The sequence below is a fragment of the Streptomyces albidus (ex Kaewkla and Franco 2022) genome, from assembly GCF_013870515.1.
Lineage (GTDB): Bacteria > Actinomycetota > Actinomycetes > Streptomycetales > Streptomycetaceae > Streptomyces > Streptomyces albidus.
The window spans coordinates 1-3111 of the sequence record NZ_JACBXA010000416.1 but is presented as its reverse complement, the minus strand read 5'-3'; the positions used below and the strand labels follow the sequence as shown (position 1 = coordinate 3111).

The window sequence follows — 3111 nt, the reverse complement described above, 5'->3', positions numbered from 1 at the left end:
AGCGGCGCCGTACGGGTCCGGCGCAGCGACGCCGGCAGGCATCCGAGCCCCAACGCCGGTCCGGTGGAGGCTGCTTTCGCGGGCGCCCTGGGTATTCAGCTGGGCGGAACCCTCAGTTACGGCGGCCGTACGGAGCACCGTCCGGTGCTCAACTCCCGGGGCCGAGCCGCGCGTACAGCGGACATCTCGCGGACCGTTCAGCTCTCGCGCAGGGTCGGCGCACTCGCGCTGCTCCTCACCACGGCCGCGGGTGCGGGCGGACGGTTCGCTGTGGCCCGTGCGCGGGCCGGGAGGGGGATTCGGTGAACGGGACCAGAGGCACGGGCGGATCAGGAGGCGGGCGCGCTCTCGGAGGCGGACTGCTCGTCGCGGGCACGACCTCGGATGCGGGCAAGAGCGTGGTCACCGCCGGCATCTGCCGCTGGCTCGCACGCAAGGGGCTCAAGGTCGCGCCTTTCAAGGCGCAGAACATGTCGCTGAATTCGTACGTGACGCGGGAGGGCGCCGAGATCGGACGGGCGCAGGCCATGCAGGCCGCCGCGGCGCGCACCGAGCCGAGTGCCCTGATGAATCCGGTGCTGCTCAAGCCCGGCAGCGACAGCAGCAGTCAAGTCGTGCTGCTGGGCAAGGCGGTCGGCGAGATGAGCGCCGGCGGCTACCACTCCGGACGGCAGGAGAAGCTTCTCGGCACCGTCACGGAATGTCTGACCGAACTGCGGCGCACGCACGACGCGGTGATCTGCGAGGGGGCGGGAAGCCCCGCTGAGATCAACCTGCGGCGCACCGACATCGTGAACATGGGGCTTGCGCGCAGCGCGCGACTGCCCGTGGTGGTCGTCGGTGACATCGACCGCGGCGGCGTCTTCGCCTCCTTCTTCGGCACGACGGCGCTGCTGGCCGCGCGGGACCAGGAGTTGCTGGCCGGCTACATGGTGAACAAGTTCCGCGGTGACGTCACGCTGCTGGAGCCGGGGCTGGAGATGCTGCGCGGCCTCACCGGTCGGCCCGTGATGGGTGTGCTGCCCTTCCGGCACGGCCTGGGCATCGACGAGGAGGACGGGCTGCGGGTCTCGCTGCGCGGAACCGTGCGGGAGTCGGTGACGGCCCCGCCGCACGGCACGGACGTGCTGCGCATCGCGGTCGTGCCGGTGCCCCTGATGTCGAACTTCACCGACGTCGACGCGCTCGCCGCCGAGCCGGGAGTGGTCGTCCGCTTCACGGACCGCCCCGAGGAGCTGGCCGACGCCGATCTGGTGGTGCTGCCCGGCACCCGCGGGACCGTACGCGCACTGGAGTGGCTGCACGGTCGCGGGCTCGCGGACGCGGTGCGCCGTCGGGTGGCGGAAGGCCGCCCCGTACTGGGCATCTGCGGCGGCTTCCAGATGCTGGGAGAGCGGATCGACGACGAAGTGGAGTCGCGGGCGGGCACCGTCGACGGGCTGGGCCTGCTGCCGGTACGCGTCCGCTTCGCCCAGGAGAAGACCCTTGCCAGACCGGCGGGTTCGGCACTGGACGAGCACGCGGAGGGTTACGAGATCCATCACGGCATCGCCGAAGTGCTGGGCGGGGAGCCCCTGTTCACCGATGCGCGCGGCGAGGCACTCGACGGCTGCCGGACCGGCCCTGTCTGGGGTACGCACTGGCACGGGTCACTGGAGAGCGACGGCTTCCGGCGGGCCTTTCTGCGGCGAGTGGCAATCGACGCGGGACGTACGGGATTCGTACCGGCACCCGACACCAGCTTCGCGCGGCTGCGCGAGGAGCAGCTGGACCGACTCGGCGACCTCATCGAGGAACACGCCGACACGGGCGCCCTGTTGCGGCTGATCGAGTCCGGCCCGCCCCCGGGCCTGCCGTTCGTCCCCCCGGGAGCACCCCGGTCGAAGGAGGGCACGGTGCCGGCGGAGACCGGCCCTCCCACGCGAGTAGCGAAGGAAGCAGGAGCAGCATGAGCACCACACGGAGCCCCTACCCCTTCTCAGCGATCGTGGGCATGTCCGACCTGCGGCTGGCGTTGCTGCTCAACGCGGTCTCGCCTGCCGTGGGCGGCGTTCTCGTTCGCGGCGAGAAGGGGACCGCGAAGTCCACGGCCGTACGTGCGCTGGCGGCGCTGATGCCGAAGGTCGCGGTCGTCCCCGGCTGCCGGTTCTCCTGCGACCCGTCCGCGCCGGACCCGGACTGCACGGACGGGCCGCACGAGACGGGTGGCGGCACGATGCGTCCCGCCGCGATGGTGGAACTCCCGGTCGGTGCCTCGGAGGACCGCCTGGTGGGCGCGCTCGACATCGAACGGGCGCTGGCGGACGGCGTGAAGGCCTACCAGCCAGGCCTGCTGGCCGACGCCCACCGCGGCGTCCTGTACGTGGACGAGGTCAACCTGCTCCACGACCACCTCGTGGATCTGCTGCTGGACGCCGCCGCCATGGGCGCCTCGTACGTCGAGCGTGAAGGCGTCTCCGTACGGCATGCGGCGCGCTTCCTCCTCGTCGGCACGATGAACCCCGAAGAGGGCGAACTGCGGCCGCAGTTGCTCGACCGGTTCGGGCTGACGGTCGAAGTGACCGCCTCCAGGGCGACCGACGAGCGGGTGGACGTCGTGCGGCGGAGGCTGGCCTACGACGCCGACCCGGCGGGTTTCGCCGCGAGTTGGGCCGAGGAGGAGCAGTCGCTGCGTGAAGGGATCACGGCAGCCAGGGAGTTGCTTCCCGAGGTGCGGCTCGGCGACGCGGCGCTGCGCCAGATCGCGGCGACCTGCGCGGCGTTCGAGGTGGACGGCATGCGCGCCGACCTGGTGATGGCACGTACGGCCACCGCGCTGGCCGCGTGGGCCGGCCGCACCGACGTCCTCGCGGAGGACGTACGGCAGGCGGCGCTGCTGGCTCTCCCGCACCGGCGCAGGCGGAACCCGTTCGACGCCCCGGGTCTGGACGAGGACAAGCTCGACGAGACCCTTCAGCAGCACAGCGGCACCGACGACGACACCGATCCCGACCCCGACGGGCCGGGAGACGACGACGGAGGCTGCCCTCCCTCGCAGGACGAACCGCCCGCCGGCGGCCCCTCGGAGGGATCGCTGCCCGAGCAGAACCGGGGCGAGGAGCAGGAGCAGCA

The 3111-nt window shown here is 72.2% G+C and carries 3 protein-coding genes; all 3 read left to right on the top strand.

Features of this window, described 5'->3' with window-relative positions:
- Positions 1 to 306 (top strand): cobalamin biosynthesis protein (locus H5J26_RS29850; protein ID WP_181769080.1); only part of this gene is annotated, 306 nt, incomplete at its 5' end.
- On the top strand, positions 303 to 1952 hold the full coding sequence (locus H5J26_RS29845; RefSeq protein WP_181769079.1) for a cobyric acid synthase: 1650 nt from the start codon (positions 303 to 305) through the stop codon (positions 1950 to 1952). The genes H5J26_RS29850 and H5J26_RS29845, both read left to right, overlap by 4 nt.
- Positions 1949 to 3111, top strand: a 1163-nt coding sequence (locus tag H5J26_RS29840; protein WP_181769078.1) for an ATP-binding protein, incomplete at its 3' end; no start/stop codon positions are given. The genes H5J26_RS29845 and H5J26_RS29840, both read left to right, overlap by 4 nt.